Here is a 20,183-nt window from a genome sequence, read left to right as displayed (position 1 = left end):
AATGGTCGATTCCCGGACCCCGGTCATCGTCGGCGTCGGGCAGTTCACCGAGCGCATCGACGATCCCGGCTATCGGGGCATGTCGGCGGTCGACCTCGCGACCGAGGCGGTGCGTGCCGCGCTCGCCGACACCGGAGTCGACGCCGCGGCGGCCGCGCAGGCCATCGAGACGGTGTACGCGCTGCGCCAGTTCGAGATCTCCGGGCCGATGCCCGCGACGCTGGGCAAGTCGAACAACTATCCGCGGTCGGTGATGGGGCGCGTCGGCGGCGATCCGGCCCGTGTCGTGCTCGAACCGGTCGGCGGGCAGGGGCCGCAGAAGCTCGTCACCGAGGCGGGCAGCGCCATCGCGGCGGGTGAGTTCGACGTGGCGATGGTGATCGGCTCCGAACCGGGTTCGACGGCCCGCTACTGGCGCCGCGCCGCCGAACAAGGACAGACCAAACCCGACTTCACCGAACACGTCGAGGGTCAGCTCGAGGACCGCGGGCACCAGATCCACAAGTACTTCACCGAGTACACCGCATCGCACGGATTAACCGGTGCCGCAGTGCAATACGGGCTGCTGGACAACGCGCGTCGCAGCCGGTTGGGACTCGGCGTCGCCGAATACCGCAGGCAGATGGCCGAACTGTTCGCGCCGTTGTCGAAAGTCGCTGCAAAGAACCCGTTTTCGTCGTCGCCGGTCGAACGTTCAGTGCAGGAGATCGTCACCGTCACCGACGACAACCGGATGATCTGCGACCCCTATCCCCGTCTTCTGGTGGCACGCGATCAGGTCAACCAGGGCGCCGCCGCGATCATGATGTCGGTGGCGGCCGCACGCCGACTCGGGGTGCCCGAGGAGAAATGGGTATACCTGCACGGGCATTCGGACCTGACCGAGCAGGACCTGTTGGACCGCGTCGACCTCGGCGCCAGCCCCGCGACCGTGCACGCCGTGCGAGAAGCCCTGCGGGTGGCCCAGATCGGTGTCGACGACATCGCCACCTTCGACCTGTACAGCTGCTTTCCCTTCCCGGTGTATGTCGCCTGCGAGGCGCTGGACATCGACGGAGACGATCCGCGGGGCCTCACTGTGACCGGCGGCCTGCCGTACTTCGGCGGCCCGGGGAACAGTTACTCGCTGCACGCCATCGCCGAGACGGTCTCCCAAATGCGCGATCAGCCGGGACGTTTCGGCTTCGTGGGAGCAAATGGCGGCACCATGAGCAAGTACTCGGTCGGCATCTATTCGACGCTGCCTGTCGACTGGCGGACGAACGACAGCGAGAACCTCGACGCGGACGTCGCGGCACTGCCGAAGGTTCCGGTGACCGAGCGGCCCGACGGTCGCGCGACGATCGAGACCTACTCCGTTCGCTACGACTGGCCGGTGCGCACCGGGATCATCATCGGCAGAATGGATTCGGACAACTCGCGGTTCCTCGCCATCTCCGAGCAGGAGGATCTCGTGGCGTTGATGTCGGACGGAGATCCGCTTGGTGCGGCGATCACCGTGCGTCCGGCGGAGAAGATCAACCGCGCCAGCCTGGCCTGACCGCAAGGGAGGAGCAGTCGTGAAGCCTCTCTTGCTTCTGGCCGCGCTGCTCTTGACTCTGGTCACCGGATGCGGGCAAGGGTCCGAACGTGATTCGCTCATGGTGTTCGCCGCGGCGTCGCTGAAGAAGGCGTTCACCGAGATCGGTGCGCAGTTCGAAAAAGACCACCCCGGCACTCGGGTGGAGTTCTCCTTCGCCGGTTCCTCCGACCTCGCCACGCAGTTGACGCAGGGCGCGCGCGCCGACGTGTTCGCCTCCGCCGATACCGTGAACATGGACAAGGTCGCCGACGCCGGACTGCTCGCGGGTGACCCAGTGAAGTTCGCGTCCAACACCATGTTGATCGTGGTAGCGGCGGGGAATCCCAAGGGGGTCAAGACGATACGTGATCTCACCCGACCCGGGATCGGCGTCGTGGTCTGTGCCCCTCAGGTCCCGTGTGGGTCGGCGACACGGAAGATCGAAGTGGCTGCGGGACTGGACCTCTCGCCCGTCAGCGAGGAATCATCGGTCACCGACGTGCTGAACAAGGTGACGAGCGGTCAGGCCGACGCCGGAATCGTCTATGTCACCGATGCCCGAGATGCAGGAGCCCGCGTCACCGTGGTGCTCGTACAGGAGGCCGCCGATGTGGTCAACGTCTATCCGATTGCGACGCTGAAAGATTCGTCGCAACGCGACCTTGCCCGGGCCTTCGTCGACGCGGTGACGGGCGAGGCGGGACAGCGGGTAATGGGCGCGGCCGGCTTCGGTAAACCCTGATCAGACCAGGGCGGCCAGCTTGCCCGCCAGCCGTTCGACGTACGCGGCGACGTCGTCTTCGGACTTGTCGGGAAGGCCGAACAGCACTTCGGTGACACCGAGATCGGCCCAGCGGGCGAGCTTCTCGGGGTCGGGTTTGAAGTCGAGGGCGACGATCTGCGGTGCTCCGTCCCGGCCCGCGCCCGCCCAGGTGTCCTGCAGTAGCTTGACCGGCTCGTCGATGTCGAAGTCGCGCGGTGTGGTGATCCAGCCGTCGGCGGATCGGGCGATCCACTTGAAGTTCTTCTCGGTGCCCGCCGCGCCGACGAGGACGGGGATGTGCGGTTGGATCGGTTTGGGCCACGCCCAGCTGGGTCCGAAGTTGACGAACTCGCCCTCGTAGGATGCCTCCTCCTGGGTCCACAGCGCCCGCATCGCCTCGAGGTATTCGCGCAGCATGGTGCGCCGGCGACCGGGCGGCACATTGTGGTCGGCGAGTTCGTCGGTGTTCCAGCCGAACCCGACCCCGAGGCTCACGCGGCCACCGGACAGGTGGTCCAGCGTGGCGATCGACTTCGCGAGCGTGATCGGGTCGTGCTCCACCGGCAGCGCCACCGCGGTCGACAACCGGACGCGCGAGGTCACCGCCGCCGCGGTGCCGAGGCTGACCCAGGGATCGAGCGTGCGCATGTAGCGGTCGTCGGGCAGCGACTCGTCGCCGGTCGTCGGATGCGCGGCCTGCCGCTTGATCGGGATGTGGGTGTGTTCGGGCACGTAGAAGGTGGTGAAACCGTGGTCATCGGCCAGCTTGGCCGCCGCCGCGGGCGTGATACCGCGGTCGCTGGTGAACAGAACGAGCCCGTAATCCATGCCCAGAATTAGAACGTGTTTCAGTCTAGGGGGCAAGCGCGGGTTTGGCTCACAGCGAGCGATACCGGCGACGGGAGAGCCGGTGACTGTTGTCATGTCAGACCATGACGACCGAACGCATCGCCGAGCACGTCAAGTTCGCCTACTGGGTGCCCAACGTCAGCGGCGGACTGGTGACCAGCGACATCGAACAGCGCACCGACTGGAACTACGACTACAACGCCAAGCTCGCCAGGACCGCGGAGAACAACGGCTTCGAGTACGCCCTGTCCCAGGTCCGCTACGAGGCCAGCTACGGCGCGGAGTACCAGCACGAGTCGACCAGTTTCTCGTTGGCGCTGTTGCTGGCCACGCAGAAACTGAAGGTGATCGCGGCCGTACATCCGGGGCTGTGGCAGCCCGCGGTGCTGGCCAAGCTCGGCGCCACCGCCGATCACCTCAGCGGCGGCCGGTTCGCGGTCAACGTCGTGTCGGGATGGTTCAAAGACGAGTTCACCCACCTCGGTGAGCCGTGGCTCGAGCACGACGAGCGCTACCGGCGCAGCGCGGAGTTCCTCCAAGTGCTGCGCAAGATCTGGACCGAGGACGACGTTGACTTCCGCGGCGACTTCTACCGCATTCACGACTTCACGCTGAAACCCAAACCGCTCAACACCCCCGAGCGGCCCAATCCCGAACTGTTCCAAGGTGGTAACTCCACGGCCGCGCGGCGCAACGGCGGTCTCTATGCGGATTGGTACTTCTCCAACGGCAAGGACTACGACGGGGTGACCGAGCAGATCGTCGACGTTCGCGGGCACGCCCGCACGGTCGGCCGCGAGGTGCGGTTCGGGCTCAACGGCTTCATCATCGCCCGCGACACCGAGAAGGAGGCGAAGGAGACGCTCAAAGAGATCGTCGCCAAAGCGAACAGACCCGCGGTGGAGGGATTTCGCGCCGCGGTCCAACAGGCCGGCAACGCGACCGCGGACAAGCGCGGCATGTGGGCGGATTCGACGTTCGAGGACTTGGTGCAGTACAACGACGGCTTCCGCACGCAGCTGATCGGCACACCCGAGCGGATCGCCGAACGCATTGCGGCGTACCGCAAACGCGGAGTCGACCTGATCCTCGGCGGCTTCCTGCACTTCCAGGAGGAGATCGAATACTTCGGCGCGAAGGTGTTGCCGCTGGTCCGCGAAATCGAACAGGCCGAGCAGGACACCGTGGGCGAACCGGTGCTGGTCTCTGCATGACGCGCTGTGCGCTAGCGTGGTTTCGAAGCCCGCCCGAGCACAGGAGAGGCCATGTCGTACCCCCAAGGACCACCCGGTAGCCCGGGATACCCGCAAGCACAGCAGCCGACCACCCAGTTCTCGGCGCCGACGCAGCAGTTCGGCAGGACGCCGGAGAGCTCATCCTCGGCTTCCGACGTCGCGAGCAAGCTGCCTCTCTACTTGGCCGCCGCCGTGGCGCTGTTGGGGCTGGCGGTGTACCTCGCGAGCTTTGCGCCCCTGTTCACGATTTCCGCGTCGGATTTCCCGGGCCTGGGCACCATCAGCGGAAGCTCGTTCGGTCTGGTGCTCGCCGTCGCGGCGTCCCTCGTCGCGGGCCTGCTCGCCGGAACGGCGCTCCTGCCGAGGCAGGGCGTCCACACGTCGGTGTACGCAGTGCTGGCGGTCGCGGCGTTCCTCCTGATCATCGCCGAGGTGATCAACCGGCCCAGCGGTGCCGCGATCGATTGGGGCCTGTACCTGATCATCGCGTTCTCGCTGTTCCAGGCGATCATCGCGGTGGCGGCGCTGCTGTTCGAGTCGGGCGTCATCACGCCGCCTGCGCCGCGTCCGAAGTACGACCAGTCCTACGGGCATCAGCAGTACGGCGCACCGGGCCCGTATTACGGTCACCAGGGCCAGCAGCATCACGGGGGACCGCAGCAGCGGCCGGGATACCCCTCGACCTACCCGGGCGGCTATCCGGGCGGCCCGTCGACCGGCGGCTACCCGGCAGCCCAGCAACAGAGCCATCTCCAGGGGCAGGGGCAGGGGCAGCAGGGCCAGCAGGGGCAGCAGGGTCCGGCGACACCGCCGACCGGTTTCCCCGCGTACGGTCAACCGCCGTCGTCGTCTTCGCAGACATCCTCACCGACGACGCAGACCCCGGAGCAACCGTCGTCTTCCTCGCAGTCGGGTCCGCCGCCTTCCTGAGGTGAGCCAGTAGTCTGAGCCGCGCGTGCGTCACCGCCGCACGGCAGCCTGACACAGGAGCGGCTCAACCAGTGGATCAACGGCCAGTCGGCGCACGCCAGGCGCGTGAGCTGCTTCGGGTCGCGTTCGGGCCGTCGTTGGTGGCGCTTGTCGTCATCGCGGCGATCGTGTTGCTGCAACTGCTGATCGCCAACAGCGACATGACGGGCGCCCTCGGCGCGATCGCGAGCATGTGGCTCGGCGTGCACCTGGTGCCGGTGTCCATCGGCGGCGCCGAGCTCGGGGTGTTGCCTCTGATGCCCGCGCTGGCGATGGTGTGGGGCACTGCGCGCACCACCGCGGCGGCGACCAGTCCCAACGCCTCGTGGTTCGTGACGCGCTGGGTGGTGGCCTCGGCGTTGGGCGGGCCGCTGCTGATCGCCGCGATCGCGCTGGCCGTCGTCCACGACGCCGCCTCGGTGCTCACCGAACTGCAGACCCCGCACGCGTTGCGCGCCTTCGGCGGCGTGCTGGCCGTACACGCGATCGGCGCGATGGTCGGCGTCGGGTCCCGGATCGGGGGGCGGCTGATGGCCCCGACCTCGGGCCGTGCCTCGCTGCCTGCCTGGCTGCCGGACGCGGTCCGCGCCGCGGTCGCGGGTGTGCTCGCGCTCGTCGGCCTGTCGGGTGTGGTGATGGCGGGTTCGCTGGTTGTGCACTGGTCGACGATGGACGAGCTCTACTCGATCACCGACTCGATGTTCGGCCAGTTCAGCCTGACTGTGCTGTCGGTGCTGTACATCCCGAACGTGCTGATCGGAACGGCGGCGGTGGCGGTCGGGTCGAGCGCACACGTCGGGCTGGCCACCTTCAGTTCCTTTACCGTCTTCGGCGGCGACATTCCCGCACTGCCGGTGCTCGCGGCGGTGCCCTCGCCGCCGCTGGGCCCGGTGTGGGTGGCGCTGCTCATCGTCGCGGCGGCCTCGGCGGTGGCGGTCGGGCAGCAGTGCGCGCGACGTCCGCTTCCGGTGGGCCCGGCGATGGGCAAAGTAATCGTCGCGTCGGCGTTGGCCGCACTCACCATGGCGCTGCTCGGCTACGCCGGCGGTGGGCGGCTGGGCAACTTCGGCGACGTCGGCGTCGATCAGACGACGTTCGGGCCCGCGGTGTTTCTGTGGTTCGCCGGAATCGGCGCGTTGACGGTGGTGATGGCCGGCGGCGTGGCCCGCAGACCGCGGGCGCCCAAGACGGTCGTCGCCCCTGACCCCGACGTCGACCCGGAATCCGACGTGGAGGCTGATGCAGCCGCGTTGCCCCAATCCGAGCCGGATTCCGACGACGCCGAACCCGAACACGGGCCCGAGGTCGTCGGCGATGAGCCCCTCGAAGCCGAATCCGAAGCCGAGGCGGGCGTCGAAGCCGCGGACCAGGCTGACACCCCCCCGGACCCACCGAACGACACCGCCAACGACATTGTCGACGACCCCGAAGAGCACTTCATGGCGGACGACGACGGTCCGCCCGGCACCCATTAGGCTGCCAGGCGTGCAGCAACCCCTCCGCGTACCACCGAAGGTTCCTGCGCGGGTTGTTGTGCTGGCGTCGGGTACCGGCTCGCTGCTGCAGTCGCTGTTGGACGCCACCGCGGGCGAATATCCCGCATCGATCGTCGCCGTCGGCGTGGACCGCGACTGCGCTGCCGTCGACATCGCTGCGGCCGCCTCGGTTCCGTCCTTCACCGTGCGACTGCGCGACTACCCGGACCGGGCGGCGTGGGACGCCGCACTCACCGAAGCGACCGCCGCATACGAGCCCGATCTGATCGTCTCCGCTGGATTCATGAAAATCCTTGGGCCGCATTTCCTCTCGCGGTTCATGGGCCACATCATCAACACACATCCGGCGCTGCTGCCCGCCTTTCCCGGCGCGCATGCGGTAGCCGATGCGCTCGCCTACGGCGTCAAGGTGACCGGCTGCAGCGTGCATCTGGTTGACGCGGGAACCGACACGGGGCCGGTGCTGGCGCAGGAGGCGGTGCCCATCCTCGATGACGACGACGAGGCGACACTGCACGAACGGATCAAGGTCGTCGAACGGCGACTTCTGGCCGAGATACTGGCCGCGGTGGCTGTCCGCGGTGTGACCTGGACGGGACGAAAGGCGACATTGGGATGACCGAGGGCAAGCGGCCGATCAGGCGGGCGCTGATCAGCGTCTACGACAAGACCGGCCTCGCCGAGCTGGCCCGCGGGCTGCACGAGGCCGGGGTCAGCATCGTCTCCACCGGGTCGACCGCGAAAACCATTGCCGCCGCGGGTGTTCCGGTGACACCCGTGGAGGAGGTCACCGGCTTCCCCGAGGTGCTCGACGGTCGGGTCAAGACACTGCACCCGCGGGTGCACGCCGGACTGCTCGCCGATCAGCGCAAGCCCGAACACGTCTCGGCGCTGGCCGATCTCGGCGTCGAGGCCTTCGAACTCGTCGTGGTCAACCTTTACCCCTTCGCCGAGACCGTCGCTTCCGGCGCGAGCATCGACGAATGCGTCGAGCAGATCGACATCGGCGGCCCGTCGATGGTTCGGGCCGCCGCGAAGAACCACCCCAGCGTCGCGGTGGTCGTCGACCCGCTGGGTTACGACGGTGTGCTCGCCGCGGTGCGGTCCGGCGGGTTCACGCTGGCCGAACGAAAAATCCTGGCGTCTCTGGCGTTTCGGCACACGGCCGAGTATGACGTCGCCGTCGCCTCCTGGATGGGTGCCGTGCTCGCGCCGGAGGAGCCCGCTCAGAAGCTGCCCGCGTGGGTGGGCGGCACGTGGCGGCGCAGTGCCGTGCTGCGCTACGGCGAGAACCCCCATCAGCAGGCCGCGCTCTACCGCGACGACGCCGGGTGGCCGGGCCTGGCGCAGGCCGAGCAGTTGCACGGCAAGGAGATGTCCTACAACAACTACACCGACGCCGACGCTGCCTGGCGGGCCGCCTTCGACCACCCCGAGATCTGCGTGGCGATCATCAAGCACGCCAACCCGTGCGGTATCGCGATCTCGTCGCAGTCGGTGGCCGACGCGCACCGCAAAGCCCACGAATGCGATCCGCTGTCGGCGTTCGGCGGTGTGATCGCGGCCAACACCGCGGTCTCGGTCGAGATGGCCGAAACCGTCGCCGACATCTTCACCGAGGTGATCATCGCGCCCGCCTACGAAGCCGGCGCGGTGGACGTGCTCACCCGTAAGAAGAACATCCGGGTGTTGGTGGCCTCCGAACCGCGGCCGGGCGGCACCGAGTTCCGCCAGGTCAGCGGTGGTCTGCTGGTACAGCAGCGTGACGAGTTCACCGCTGACGGCGACGACCCGCTCAATTGGACGCTGGCCAGCGGCGAGCCCGCCGATCCGGCGACGTTGGCGGACCTGAAGTTCGCGTGGCGGGTGTGTCGGGCGGTCAAGTCGAACGCGATCGTCGTCGCTGCGGACGGGGCCACGGTCGGCGTCGGCATGGGCCAGGTGAACCGCGTCGATGCGGCCCGGCTCGCGGTGCAGCGGGCCGGCGACCGGGTACGCGGCGCGGTCGCCGCCTCCGACGCGTTCTTCCCGTTCCCCGACGGGCTTGAGGTGCTGACCGAAGGCGGCGTCAAGGCGATCGTCCACCCGGGCGGTTCCGTGCGCGACGAGCAGGTCACCGAAGCCGCTGCCAGAGCGGGCATCTCGCTCTACCTGACTGGTGCACGGCACTTCGCGCACTGATGTCTGGTTGATCTCCGCCGAAGACGGCGGGAGGTGATTATGTTGCACAGCATGGTCACTGCGTCGCGCGCCGCCACCGCCCTGCTGCTGGCGACCTTCCTGCTGGTCTCCTGCACGCGGACCGTCGACGACGCACGCGCTGTCGCGGGTGAGGACCTGTCGGCGGCGACCGAGTCCGGCGGACTCGACTCGTCGCAGTGCGAGGCCGTCGACGATCCTTTGACGACGATCCCGGCGAAGAACGACAACGAGCCGGTGATGAGGATCCCGACGCCGCCGGGGTGGGAGCGGACCACGATGATGGATTCGGAACTGATCCGCTTCGCCATGCGCAACGACGACCTGACTGCGCAGGGGTTCACGCCGAACGTCGTGGTGACGCTCGAGAGCGCGCCCGGTGTGCAAGATCCGGGCCTGATTTTCACCAACATGCGCGATGCGCTCGAGTCGGGCATCGGCGCCACGGACGTTATTGAGACCGAGGGCACGGTGTGCGGGGTGCCCGCCAGGATGTTCGACTACCAGATGCCGGTGATGGGCAACGTCGCGCCGCATCCGGCCGTCGCGCTCGGCGCGGTGATGCGCACCGAAGGACAGACTTTCGCCGTCAGCGTGACCGTCCAGACGCTGGTTCCCGAGGACCCGACGTATCAGCGGGACAGCCAGACGATCCTCGACGGGTTCCAACTTCTGCCGCCGTCGGCGGGCTGAGTCGACGCGGGGAGCGCACGCGCGCGAGACAAGTCGTAGCTTGGAGTGGTGACTCAACCCCAAGATCTACCCCGCACCGTCGGCGAGCTGAGGGCCTCCGGCCACCGCGAGCGGGGCGTCAAGCAAGAAATCCGGGACAACCTACTGGCCGCTCTGGCGGAGGGACGCGACGCGTGGCCGGGCATCCTCGGCTTCGAAGACACCGTCATTCCGCAGCTGGAGCGGGCGCTGATCGCCGGCCACGACGTCGTGCTGCTCGGCGAACGCGGTCAGGGCAAGACCCGGCTGCTGCGCGCGCTGACAGGTCTGCTCGACGAATGGACCCCGGTGATCGCCGGGTCGGAGTTGGGCGAGCACCCTTACGACCCGATCACCCCCGAGTCCATCCGGCGCGCGGCTGACTCGGGCGATGACCTGCCGATCGCGTGGCGGCACCGCAGCGAGCGCTACACCGAGAAGCTGGCCACCCCCGACACCAGCGTGGCCGACCTGGTCGGTGACATCGACCCGATCAAGGTGGCCGAGGGTCGCAGCCTCGGCGACCCGGAGACCATCGCCTTCGGCTTGATCCCGAGGGCGCACCGGGGCATCGTCGCGATCAACGAGCTGCCCGACCTCGCCGAGCGCATTCAGGTGTCGATGCTCAACGTGATGGAGGAGCGCGACATCCAGGTCCGCGGGTACACGTTGCGGTTGCCCCTCGACGTTCTGGTGGTCGCCAGCGCCAACCCGGAGGACTACACCAACCGCGGTCGGATCATCACCCCGCTCAAGGACCGGTTCGGCGCCGAGATCCGCACGCACTACCCGCTGGAACTCGACGCCGAGGTTGGCGTCATCACCCAGGAGGCACACCTGGCCGCCGAGGTGCCCGAGTACCTGATCCAGGTGTTGGCACGGTTCGCCCGTTATCTGCGCGAGTCGCGGTCGATCGACCAGCGCTCAGGGGTTTCGGCGCGCTTCGCGATCGCCGCGGCCGAGACCGTCGCCGCGGCCGCGCGTCACCGGTCGGCGGTGCTCGGGGAGCAGGAGCCGGTGGCCCGCGTGGTCGACCTGGGCTCGGTCGTCGACGTGCTGCGCGGCAAGCTCGAGTTCGAGTCCGGTGAGGAGGGGCGCGAGCAGGCGGTGCTCGAGCACCTGCTGCGGCGGGCCACCGCGGACACCGCACAACGGCTGCTCGGCGGCATCGATGTCGGACCGCTGGTGGTCGCGATCGAGAACGGCTCGGCCGTCACCACCGGTGATCGGGTCTCGGCGCGCGAGGTGCTGGCCGCTGTGCCGGAAGTACCCGCGATCGCCGAGATCCAACAGCGGCTCGACGCGAAGTCCGACGGGCAGCGAGCGGCAGCGGTGGAGCTGGCACTCGAGGCGCTGTATCTGGCCAAGCGGATAGACAAGGTGTCGGACGAGGGCGAAACGACCTATGGCTAGACACGTCTCGCGGTATTCGCGATACACCGGCGGGCCCGACCCGCTGGCGCCCCCGATCGATTTGCGCGAGGCGCTCGAGCAGATCGGCCAGGACGTGATGGAGGGCAGTTCGCCGCGCCGCGCGCTGTCGGAGATGTTGCGCCGGGGCACCAAGAACATGCGCGGCGCCGACAAACTCGCCGCCGAGGCCAACCGTCGGCGCCGGGAGTTATTGCAGCGCAACAACCTCGACGGCACACTGGCCGAGGTCAAGAAGCTCCTCGACGAGGCGGTGCTCGCCGAGCGCAAGGAGCTGGCGCGTGCTCTGGACGACGACGCGCGGTTCAACGAGATGCGCATCGAGTCGCTGCCGCCGTCGCCCGCCAAGGCCGTCCAGGAGCTGTCGGACTACGAATGGCGAAGCCCCGAGGGCCGCGAAAAGTACGAGCAGATCAAGGATCTGCTCGGCCGCGAGATGCTCGATCAGCGGTTCGCGGGTATGAAGCAGGCGCTGGAGAACGCCACCGACGAGGACCGCCAGCGGGTCAACGAGATGCTCGACGACCTCAACGAGCTGTTGGACAAGCACGCCAGGGGCGAGGACTCCCAGCAAGACTTCGACGACTTCATGAACAAGCACGGCGAGTTCTTCCCCGAGAACCCGCGCAACGTCGACGAACTGTTGGATTCGTTGGCCCAGCGGGCCGCGGCCGCCCAGCGCTTCCGCAACAGCCTGAGCGCCGAGCAGCGCGCCGAGCTGGATGCGTTGGCGCAACAGGCATTCGGTTCCCCCTCGCTGATGAACGCGCTGAACCGCCTCGACTCCCATCTGCAGGCGGCCCGGCCCGGGGAGGACTGGGGCGGTTCGTCCAACTTCTCCGGGGACAACCCGCTCGGCATGGGTGAGGGCGCTCAGGCGATGGCCGACATCGCCGAACTCGAGCAGTTGGCCGAGGCGCTGTCGCAGAGTTATGCCGGCGCCACGATGGAGGACGTCGATCTGGACATGTTGGCCCGCCAGCTGGGTGAGGACGCCGCCGTCGACGCGCGCACGCTGGCCGAGCTGGAACGGGCGCTGATGGACCAGGGGTTCCTCGACCGCGGGTCCGATGGCCAGTGGCGGCTATCGCCCAAGGCGATGCGCCAGCTCGGGCAGACGGCGCTGCGCGATGTGGCCCAACAGCTTTCGGGTAGGCACGGTGAGCGTGACACCCGCAGGGCGGGCGCGGCCGGCGAGCTGACCGGCGCGACCCGGCCGTGGGCGTTCGGCGACACCGAGCCGTGGAACGTGACGCGCACACTCACCAACGCGGTGCTGCGCCAAGCCGGGAATCCGGAATCGAGCCCGGGCTCACCCATTCAGATCACGGTCGAGGACGTCGAGATCTCCGAGACCGAGACGCGCACCCAGGCGGCGGTGGCGCTGCTGGTCGACACGTCGTTCTCCATGGTGATGGAGAACCGGTGGCTGCCGATGAAGCGCACCGCGCTGGCGCTGAACCATCTCGTCAGCACGCGGTTCCGGTCGGACGCGTTACAGATCATCGCGTTCGGACGCTATGCCCGAACCGTGACGGCCGCCGAGCTCACCGGCCTGGAGGGCGTGTACGAGCAGGGCACCAACCTGCACCATGCGCTCTCGTTGGCCGCGCGCCATCTGCGCCGTCACTCCAACGCCCAGCCGGTGGTGCTCGTGGTCACCGACGGTGAGCCAACCGCACACCTGGAGCGCGGCGTGAACGACGACCGCTCTTCTGCTGTGTTCTTTGACTACCCGCCGCATCCGCGGACGATCGCCCACACGGTCAAGGGCTTCGACGAGGTGGCCGCGCTCGGCGCGCAGGTGACGATTTTCCGGCTGGGAAACGATCCGGGGCTGGCGCGGTTCATCGACCAGGTGGCGCGGCGGGTGGAGGGCCGCGTGGTGGTGCCCGACCTCGACGGGTTGGGCGCCGCGGTTGTCGGTGACTACTTGAGGTCTCGCCGACGACGCTGACGCCGGTGGGATCAGGCGGCCTTGCGCTTCTTGCGCTTGACGCCGACTCGGCCCCACAGGGAGAAGCCGCGGATGCACACGCACGGCGCGCCAGGCGAGCCCTCACCCTCCACGGACCGGTCGAAGGTGCCCATCACCCCGACGCCACGCAGGTCGACGTTGATCTCCGGCGGCACCAGGATCGTCTGGCCCCCGAAGATCGAGTACGAGTGGATTTCCACCTCCGGTGAGGTGAAGTCGGCGTACCGCAAATCCACCACTCCGCCGCCGAAGAGGGCGAACGTGGTCATCCGCCTCGGCACGTTCCAGCGACCGCGGCGCTCGAAGCCGCTCATGATCGCCAGCAGCATCGTCGACGGCGCAGGCCGGCACGGGCCGCCGCTGCGCCCCCGCGTGATCGCGCCGGGCAGGTCAGCCGACAAACGGTCCAGCTCGTCGTACGTCTGCGCGGCGTACGCCCTGGTCAGGCGGTCCTCGTACTCGTTGAGTTGAAGTCGGCCCTGGGCGGCGGCATCAGTGAGCAGCTGTGCCACCTGAATTCGATCGGTGTCAGCAGCACGCATCGGACCGCTCCGCGACGCTGGATTGCTCATCGGATACGAGCGTACGACGAACCGTGGCACATGCAAGCAAGTAGGCCAAACTGTGCCCTGACTCGCGAGGGCGAAGAATCTAGATGGGCGAACTTTATTTCCCGGCTGCCAGAAATTCGGCGAACCCGAGCACGCCCATCCGGTTGTGCGGAGCCAGGTTGGCGCCCGATCGCAACTCCTTCCCGATTCGACCAGGCGCGGGTACCGCAAGGGTCCGGCGCCGGCTCGCCGTGGCCTCGAGATACATGCGCGCCAACTCGGTGTGGGTGTGCACCTCGGGCCCACCGACGTCCGGCGCCCGGCCCGCCGGTTCGGCGCCGACCAGTTCCACCAGCCGCGCCGCGACGTCGGCGGTGTCGATCGGCTGAAACCGCACCCCGCGAAACGCCCACATCACGGGGCAGTACCGCTGCAGGGCGAAGATCGTGCGGATCAGGTCGTGGAACTGTGTCGCCCGCAGCACCGTGTGGCCGACGCCGGACGCTTCGAGGACCTGTTCGGCGCGCAGCTTCGTGCGGTAGTACGGCAGCGGAATGCGGTCGATGCCCACGATCGACACGTGCACGATGTGCGCGACGCCGGCCCGGCGGGCCGAGGCGACGAGGTTGCGCATCGCCGCGACGTCCTTGTCGCCGATCGGTTGCGTCGCGCAGTTGACCACGACCTCGATACCGTCGACCGCCGCGTCCAGGCCCGCACCCGTCAGCAGGTCGGCCTGGGCCCAGTGCACGCCGGTGTATCCGACATGGCTCTTGCGGCTCAGCGCCCGAACATCGTGGCCGGCGTCGATCGCCTCCGGTACCACGCGGTGGCCCAGCGTGCCCGTTGCCCCGGTGACGAGAACCGTACGTGACATCAGCCTCACACTATGCCCGTGGTCAAGCCCTTCGGAGACGCCGAGTTCTGCGCAGACGCGGCGACACGGCGAGAATCACACGGTGAATTAGGGTGTTCCCGACGAGAGGCCAGAACCGTGACGCCAGACCAGCAGGAGCAGCAGGAGCGCAGCTCTCGCCTTGGCGGCTTGAACACTCTGCAACAGCGGTTCGAGAGCTCGCCCGTGGGCAGGGTGGTCATCAGTATCGGCATCGTGGTCTTCGTGGTCGTCGGAATCGTATGCAACCTGCCCGACTCGCCGATCAAGCGTGAACTGCTTCCCGTCGTCGAGCCGATCGCGGTGCCCGCCGCGCTCGACCAGAGTTGGGCGATGTATGCCAACCCGAGCAGGCGCCAAGACTCCGTCGAGGTGCAGGTGCGCTTCGCTGGCGGTCAGACCCGGGTGTGGACCTTCGAGCCCGGCGCCGGCGGCGTCGGGTGGTGGGACCGTTGGCTGCTGCTCAGGTATGCCGCCCTTCTGGACTCCGACTTCCGGCGGCAGCTGGCCCACTGGGTGGTCCGAGAGGTGAGTCAGCCGAACGACAAGGCCGTCGGCGTCACGATGCTGCTCCACACCGAGACGTTGACGGCGCCGGGTGAGGAGTCGGCTGAGACCCGGCGCCCCGTCGCCTCCAAACTCCTCTACCAAGAGGATCTGGTGGGCGCGCGATGACCGCGGGGGATCGAGTCCGGTCGACGTGGGGTTCCGCCGCCGACCGCTGGAACGCCTTCTTCTTCACCGCTCGGCCCGCCTACCCGCTGGGTCTCGTGAGGATCGGGTTCGGCCTCGTCATCGTCGCCTGGTGCCTGACGCTGCTCCCAGATCTTCTCGGCGTCTTCGGTAGTCAAGGGGTGGAGCCCGAGCATCCCCGGGTGAACTTCCAGTGGAGCGTCTTCCAGATATGGCCGGGCGACAACGCGCTTCTCGCCGGGTGGGCGGTGCTACTGGTGGCCGCCGTCGCGATGACTCTCGGTTGGCACAGCCGGGTGGCGGCGGTCCTCGTTTTCGTTCTGCTGCAGTCGTTTCTGCGACGCGGTGAGCATTTCTTCAACGCCGGGGATTCCATCCTCACCGTCACCGCCCTGGTTCTGGCGCTTTCGTCGTGCGGTGCGGCGCTGTCGCTGGACCAGCGACGGCTCGCCGGTACGTTCTGGTCTGCGCAGGCCAGGGCGGTATGGCCGGTCCGGTTGCTGCAGATCCAGTTGTCGATCATCTACCTGGCGACCGTCCAGGCGAAGCTGGCGAACAAGAGCTGGGTGGACGGCTCAGCGGTCTTCTACGCATGGGGGACCGACGGCCGATGGGCGCTGTTGCCTGCTCCGGAGTGGTTGGCGGCCAACGCGATCCTGGTGAACCTCATCGCGTGGGGCACCCTGTTGATCGAACTGGCGCTGGCGATCCTCGTCTGGAATAGACGCTGGCGGTACTGGGTGCTGGCGGCGGGCGTGGTGATGCACCTGACGATCATGGTCAACCTGAACGTCGCGTTCTTCAGCGTCGCGATGTTCGTGCTGTATCTGGCGTTCGTTCCCGGCGAGGCGATCGAGCGCCTGCCGCCGCGGTGGAAAGCCAAGCGCGACAACCGCTTGTCAGATCCGCCACCACCATCGTCCGAACAGTCGGCGGTGCCCTAGGACTCGGCGGAGCCGGCCCACCTCGGCTGGCGCTTCTCGAGGAAAGCGAGCATGCCTTCGCGGGCCTCCTCGGAGACGAACAACTGGGCGCTCTGCGCGGTGAGCTCTTCGGCGCGACGGTCGAAGGATTCCAGGATGGGCGCTGTGACCAACGCCTTCGAGGTCGCCAACCCCTGCGGCGACGCCTTGCTGATCGCGGCGGTCAACTCGGCGACGGTGGCATCGACATCGTCGGACGCGATCGTGATCAGCCCCATGTCGGCCGCCTCCGCGGCTCCGAACTTCTCGCCGGTGACGAAGTAGCGGCTCGCCGCGCGACTGGTCATCCTGGGGAGCAGGGTCAACGAGATGATCGACGGCGCCACACCGATGCGGGCCTCGGTCAGCGCGAACGTGCTCTTGCTGCCGGCCACCACGACGTCGCATGCGCCGACCAGCCCGAGCCCGCCGGCGCGGACGTGCCCGTCGATCACGCCCACCACCGGGACCGGCAGCTCGAGGATGCGGCGCAGCAGCCGGGTCATCTCGCGGGCGCGGTCGACGGCCAGGTCGCCCGGGTCGCGCCCCGCGGATTCACTGAGATCGGCTCCCGCACAGAATGTTCCGCCGGTATGACCCAGCACGACGACCCGCACGCCGGGATCCGCGACGGCGTCGGTGAAGCCCTGGTGCAGCTGTTCGACCAGCGTGGTCGACAAGGCGTTGCGGTTGTCCGGTGAGTCGAGGGTGAGTCGGGCGACGGGCCCGTCGACCGCGTAGCCGACCAGTGCGCTCATCAGTACGGCCCTATCAGTAGGAACGGGGCAGCCCGAGAGAGGTCTGCGCGATGAAGTTCAGGATCATCTCCCGGCTGACCGGCGCGATACGGGCGAGCTTCGACGCCGTCACCGCGGCGGCGATGCCGTACTCCTTGGTCAGGCCGTTGCCGCCCATCGACTGCACCGCCTGATCGACCGCGCGAACCGAGGCCTCACCTGCGGCGTACTTGGCCATGTTCGCCGCCTCGGCGGCACCGACGTCGTCTCCCGCGTCGTACAGCGATGCCGCCTTCTGCATCATGAGCTTCGCCAGTTCGATCTCGATATGGTTCTGCGCCAACGGGTGTGACAGCCCCTGGTGGGCGCCGATCGGTGTCTTCCAGACCTGACGGGTCTTGACGTAGTCGACGGCTTTGTCGATCGCGAACCGGCCCATGCCGACCGCGCTCGCGGCGCCCATGATGCGCTCGGGGTTCAAGCCGGCGAACAGCTGCGCGATCGCGGCGTCCTCGGAGCCGACCAATGCGTCGGCGGGCAGCCGGACCTCGTCGAGGAAGAGCTGGAATTGGTTCTCCGGGCTGACCAGTTCCATCTCGATCTTGGTCGCGCTCAACCCTTTTGTGTCGGTCGGCACGATGAACAGCGCCGGCCGAAGAGATTCGGATTTGTGGGCCCCTTCCTTGTAGGCACGGCCGACGACGAGCACCGCCTGCGCCTGATCGACGCCGGAGATGTACACCTTCTGGCCGGACAGGATCCAGTCGGCGCCGTCGCGGCGCGCGGTGGTGGTGATGCGGTGGCTGTTGGAACCGGCGTCGGGTTCGGTGATCGCGAACGCCATCGTGATGGACCCGTCGGCGATGCCGGGCAGCCAGCGCTTCTTCTGGTCGTCGGTGCCGAACTTGGCGATGATGGTGCCGTTGATCGCGGGCGAAACGACCATCAGCAACAGCGGGCAGCCCGCCGCCGACATCTCCTCCATCACGATCGACAGCTCATACATGCCTGCGCCGCCGCCACCGTACTCTTCGGGCAAGTTCACCCCGATGAACCCGAGTTTGCCTGCCTCCGACCATAACTCGTCGGTGTGTTCGTCGGCGCGCGCCTTCTCCAGGTAGTAATCCTGGCCGAAGTTCGCGGCCATCGCGGCGACCGACTTGCGTAACGCCTGCTGCTCTTCGGTCTCGACGAAACTGCTCACTGTTCTCCTTCGGATCGGGCGACGACTCGGGCGATGACGAAGCCGACATCGACTTGTTGACCGGGTTCGACGTTGAGTTCGGCGAGCACACCGTCGCTGGGTGCGGTGACGGTGTGCTCCATCTTCATGGCTTCCAACCACACCAGCGGTTGGCCTGCGGTGACGGTGTCGCCGGCCGCGGCGCCGACGCGCAGCACCGAGCCGGGCATCGGCGCCAACAACGAGCCGTGAGCGACGGCGTCGTCGGGGTCCCCGAACCGGGGTTTGGCGGTGAGATGCACCGGGCCCGAGGGTGAGTCGACGAACACGTCCTGGCCGTAGCGTGCCACCTCGAACGGCCGGTCCACGCCTGCCACGGTCAATACGATCCGCGTCGGTGATGCCGAGAGGAGCGACACGTCGTCGTGGTCGGGCAACTCGAGACCCGAGCGGGTGAACCGGTACCGGACGTCGTGCTCGATGCCCCCGATGTCCGCGTACCGCTTGATCTGATGCCCCGACGCCAGATTGCGCCAACCGCTGGGGGCGGCCGCGAATGCCGTAGCAGCGCTGCGGTTCTCGGCCGCATCGGCCAGGGCGGCGGCCACTGCCGACAACGCGACCGTACGGTCGTCGGTGAGCGGTGCCGACAATGCTCCCAGCCCGTGGGTGTCGAAGAACGCGGTGTCGGTGGCGCCGTCGAGGAACGCCGGATGACGAAGCACGTTGACCAGCAGATCGCGGTTGGTGCGCACGCCGTGAATGCGACTGCGCGACAGTGCATCGGCGAGGATGGCGGCCGCCTGGCGACGGTGGGGCGAATAGGAGATCAACTTGGCCAGCATCGGGTCGTAGAAGATCGACACCACCGATCTGTCGACCACCCCGGAATCCACCCGGACGTTTTCCGGGACCTCGAACCGGTGCACGGTGCCTGCCTGCGGCTGCCAGCCCTTCGCCGGATCTTCGGCGTAGAGGCGCGCCTCGATGGCGTGGCCCCGTGAGGGCGGCGGTTCGGCGTCGAGCCTGCCCCCGTCGGCGACAAGCAGTTGCAGTTCAACCAGATCCAGGCCGGTGGTCGCTTCGGTCACTGGGTGTTCGACCTGGAGCCGGGTGTTCATCTCGAGGAAGTAGAAGTCGCCGGACGCGTCGGCCATGAACTCCACGGTGCCGGCTCCGGTGTAGCCGATCGCGGTCGCGGCAAGCCGCGCGGCATCGAACAGCTTGGCGCGCATACCCGGTGTGCGCTCGACGAGCGGCGAGGGCGCCTCTTCGATGATCTTCTGGTGGCGCCGCTGGATCGAGCACTCGCGTTCACCGACCGCCCAGACGGTGCCGTGTTCATCGGCGAGCACCTGAACCTCGACATGGTGCCCGCTGGCTAGGTAGCGCTCGCAGAACACCGTCGGGTCGCCGAATGCGGATGCCGCCTCCCTGCGGGCGGCTTCGACTTGGCCCGGCAACTCCGACAACTCACCCACCACGCGCATGCCGCGGCCGCCGCCGCCCGCCGAGGCCTTGATCAACACGGGCAGTTGATCGGAGGTCACGCCGTCGGGGTCCAGCTCGTCGAGTACGGGGACACCCGCGGCGGCCATCATCTTCTTCGCCTCGATCTTGCTGCCCATCGAGGCGACCGCCGCGGGAGGCGGCCCGATCCAGGTCAGGCCCGCCTCACCTACCGCGCGCGCGAAATCGGCGTTCTCCGACAAGAACCCGTATCCCGGATGAACGGCGTCGGCGCCTGCGGCCGCAGCCGCGGCGATCAGCTGATCGGCGTCGAGGTATCCGGTGCGGCCGCTCAGGCGTACCCGCGCGTCGGCTTCGCCGACATGCGGGGAGTGCTCGTCGGGGTCGGTGTAGACGGCGACCGTACCGATGCCGAGTCTCCTGCATGTCGCGAACACTCGACGGGCGATCTCACCGCGGTTGGCGACCAGAACTCGACTGATCATGTGCTTCTCCCGCGC

At 68.0% G+C, this 20,183-nt stretch carries 18 protein-coding genes; 12 read left to right on the top strand and 6 right to left on the bottom strand.

What is annotated here, in order from left to right; all coding sequences use genetic code 11:
• Nucleotide 1 precedes the first annotated feature (1 nt).
• Nucleotides 2-1,540: an acetyl-CoA acetyltransferase gene (locus tag CEX87_RS09415; protein ID WP_094286862.1), complete on the top strand. Its 1,539-nt coding sequence runs from the start codon at nucleotides 2-4 to the stop codon at nucleotides 1,538-1,540.
• Between the two features lie 100 nt (nucleotides 1,541-1,640).
• Entirely contained in the window at nucleotides 1,641-2,303 is a 663-nt protein-coding gene (gene modA / locus CEX87_RS09410; protein ID WP_094286983.1) for a molybdate ABC transporter substrate-binding protein, read from the top strand.
• Here the strand turns inward: modA and CEX87_RS09405 are convergent, their stop codons facing one another.
• The gene (locus tag CEX87_RS09405) at nucleotides 2,304-3,152 is read right to left on the bottom strand and encodes an LLM class F420-dependent oxidoreductase (protein WP_064399500.1); all 849 of its coding nucleotides are present in this window, start codon (nucleotides 3,150-3,152) and stop codon (nucleotides 2,304-2,306) included.
• A 104-nt stretch (nucleotides 3,153-3,256) separates the two neighbouring features.
• Here CEX87_RS09405 and sfnG point away from each other — a divergent pair, with 104 nt between their 5' ends.
• From sfnG to CEX87_RS09365, 8 genes are all read left to right on the top strand, one after another.
• A complete protein-coding gene (sfnG, locus tag CEX87_RS09400; RefSeq protein ID WP_066807850.1) occupies nucleotides 3,257-4,387 on the top strand; it encodes a dimethylsulfone monooxygenase SfnG in 1,131 nt (376 codons plus the stop codon).
• Nucleotides 4,388-4,438: 51 nt separating this feature from the next.
• Complete coding sequence (locus CEX87_RS09395; RefSeq protein ID WP_064399502.1) at nucleotides 4,439-5,338, top strand: DUF5336 domain-containing protein; 900 nt, start codon at nucleotides 4,439-4,441, stop codon at nucleotides 5,336-5,338.
• A 71-nt stretch (nucleotides 5,339-5,409) separates the two neighbouring features.
• The gene (locus CEX87_RS09390) at nucleotides 5,410-6,852 is read left to right on the top strand and encodes a cell division protein PerM (RefSeq protein WP_064426396.1); all 1,443 of its coding nucleotides are present in this window, start codon (nucleotides 5,410-5,412) and stop codon (nucleotides 6,850-6,852) included.
• A gap of 10 nt (nucleotides 6,853-6,862) precedes the next feature.
• Nucleotides 6,863-7,492, top strand: a complete 630-nt coding sequence (purN, locus tag CEX87_RS09385) for a phosphoribosylglycinamide formyltransferase (protein WP_064399504.1) — start codon at nucleotides 6,863-6,865, stop codon at nucleotides 7,490-7,492.
• A complete protein-coding gene (purH, locus tag CEX87_RS09380) occupies nucleotides 7,489-9,054 on the top strand; it encodes a bifunctional phosphoribosylaminoimidazolecarboxamide formyltransferase/IMP cyclohydrolase (RefSeq protein ID WP_064426395.1) in 1,566 nt (521 codons plus the stop codon). Before purN ends, purH begins: the two co-directional genes overlap by 4 nt.
• Nucleotides 9,055-9,105: 51 nt before the next feature.
• Entirely contained in the window at nucleotides 9,106-9,765 is a 660-nt protein-coding gene (locus tag CEX87_RS09375; protein ID WP_094286981.1) for a hypothetical protein, read from the top strand.
• Nucleotides 9,766-9,813: 48 nt separating this feature from the next.
• The gene (locus CEX87_RS09370) at nucleotides 9,814-11,196 is read left to right on the top strand and encodes an ATP-binding protein (RefSeq protein WP_198957190.1); all 1,383 of its coding nucleotides are present in this window, start codon (nucleotides 9,814-9,816) and stop codon (nucleotides 11,194-11,196) included.
• A complete protein-coding gene (locus tag CEX87_RS09365) occupies nucleotides 11,189-13,171 on the top strand; it encodes a VWA domain-containing protein (RefSeq protein ID WP_064399506.1) in 1,983 nt (660 codons plus the stop codon). The genes CEX87_RS09370 and CEX87_RS09365 overlap by 8 nt, the downstream gene beginning before the upstream one ends.
• Before the next feature lie 11 nt (nucleotides 13,172-13,182).
• On the opposite strand, the gene CEX87_RS09360 is transcribed toward CEX87_RS09365, so the two are convergent.
• Entirely contained in the window at nucleotides 13,183-13,764 is a 582-nt protein-coding gene (locus CEX87_RS09360) for a DUF1707 SHOCT-like domain-containing protein (protein WP_094286860.1), read from the bottom strand.
• Nucleotides 13,765-13,858: 94 nt separating this feature from the next.
• On the bottom strand, nucleotides 13,859-14,620 hold the full coding sequence (locus tag CEX87_RS09355; protein WP_094286859.1) for an SDR family oxidoreductase: 762 nt from the start codon (nucleotides 14,618-14,620) through the stop codon (nucleotides 13,859-13,861).
• A gap of 117 nt (nucleotides 14,621-14,737) precedes the next feature.
• On the opposite strand from CEX87_RS09355, the gene CEX87_RS09350 reads away from it, so the two are divergent.
• Nucleotides 14,738-15,313, top strand: coding sequence for a hypothetical protein (locus tag CEX87_RS09350; RefSeq protein WP_064419016.1), 576 nt, complete (start codon nucleotides 14,738-14,740; stop codon nucleotides 15,311-15,313).
• Complete coding sequence (locus CEX87_RS09345; protein ID WP_094286858.1) at nucleotides 15,310-16,275, top strand: HTTM domain-containing protein; 966 nt, start codon at nucleotides 15,310-15,312, stop codon at nucleotides 16,273-16,275. The genes CEX87_RS09350 and CEX87_RS09345 overlap by 4 nt, the downstream gene beginning before the upstream one ends.
• On the opposite strand, the gene CEX87_RS09340 is transcribed toward CEX87_RS09345, so the two are convergent.
• Genes CEX87_RS09340 through CEX87_RS09330 form a run of 3 tightly spaced genes read right to left on the bottom strand, consistent with a single transcriptional unit; the run spans nucleotide 16,272 to nucleotide 20,168 of the window.
• Complete coding sequence (locus CEX87_RS09340) at nucleotides 16,272-17,051, bottom strand: enoyl-CoA hydratase family protein (RefSeq protein WP_094286857.1); 780 nt, start codon at nucleotides 17,049-17,051, stop codon at nucleotides 16,272-16,274. The two genes, CEX87_RS09345 and CEX87_RS09340, sit on opposite strands and share 4 nt — an antisense overlap.
• A 13-nt stretch (nucleotides 17,052-17,064) precedes the next feature.
• The gene (locus CEX87_RS09335; RefSeq protein ID WP_269845537.1) at nucleotides 17,065-18,249 is read right to left on the bottom strand and encodes an acyl-CoA dehydrogenase family protein; all 1,185 of its coding nucleotides are present in this window, start codon (nucleotides 18,247-18,249) and stop codon (nucleotides 17,065-17,067) included.
• Nucleotides 18,231-20,168 (bottom strand): acetyl/propionyl/methylcrotonyl-CoA carboxylase subunit alpha, encoded by a 1,938-nt coding sequence (locus tag CEX87_RS09330; protein WP_094286855.1) that lies wholly within the window; start codon nucleotides 20,166-20,168, stop codon nucleotides 18,231-18,233. Before CEX87_RS09330 ends, CEX87_RS09335 begins: the two co-directional genes overlap by 19 nt.
• Between the last annotated feature and the right edge of the window lie 15 nt (nucleotides 20,169-20,183).

It is taken from the genome of Mycobacterium lehmannii, assembly GCF_002245535.1.
Taxonomy (GTDB): Bacteria; Actinomycetota; Actinomycetes; order Mycobacteriales; family Mycobacteriaceae; genus Mycobacterium; species Mycobacterium lehmannii.
The sequence above is the reverse complement of the archived record's forward strand: the minus strand, read 5'-3'. Positions and strand labels throughout refer to the sequence as shown.